This window comes from Oceanipulchritudo coccoides, assembly GCF_010500615.1.
Taxonomy (GTDB): domain Bacteria; phylum Verrucomicrobiota; class Verrucomicrobiia; order Opitutales; family Oceanipulchritudinaceae; genus Oceanipulchritudo; species Oceanipulchritudo coccoides.
Map to the genome: position 1 here is coordinate 1 of NZ_JAAGNX010000052.1, position 200 is coordinate 200.

1 tRNA gene is annotated in these 200 nt (G+C 49.0%); it reads left to right on the forward strand.

Annotated elements, in window-relative coordinates:
• The first annotated feature begins 72 nt into the window (after nucleotides 1-72).
• A tRNA-Asn gene (locus G0Q06_RS14395) sits at nucleotides 73-147 on the forward strand.
• Nucleotides 148-200 lie beyond the last annotated feature (53 nt).

The following is a 200-nucleotide window of genomic DNA, read 5'->3' on the forward strand; positions in this document are numbered from 1 at the left end:
TCGGTAGCTCAGCGGTAGAGTCCCGCGTAGCGGGATTAACCACTTGGTTGCCGGACGTTCTTTAACTTTTATTGCTCGGTAGCTCAGCGGTAGAGCAGGTGGCTGTTAACCACTTGGTCGCAGGTTCAAATCCTGCCCGAGCAGCCAATTTTAGTCATTTAAATCATTTGTAAGCGTCATTTCACCCGATGACGCTTTTA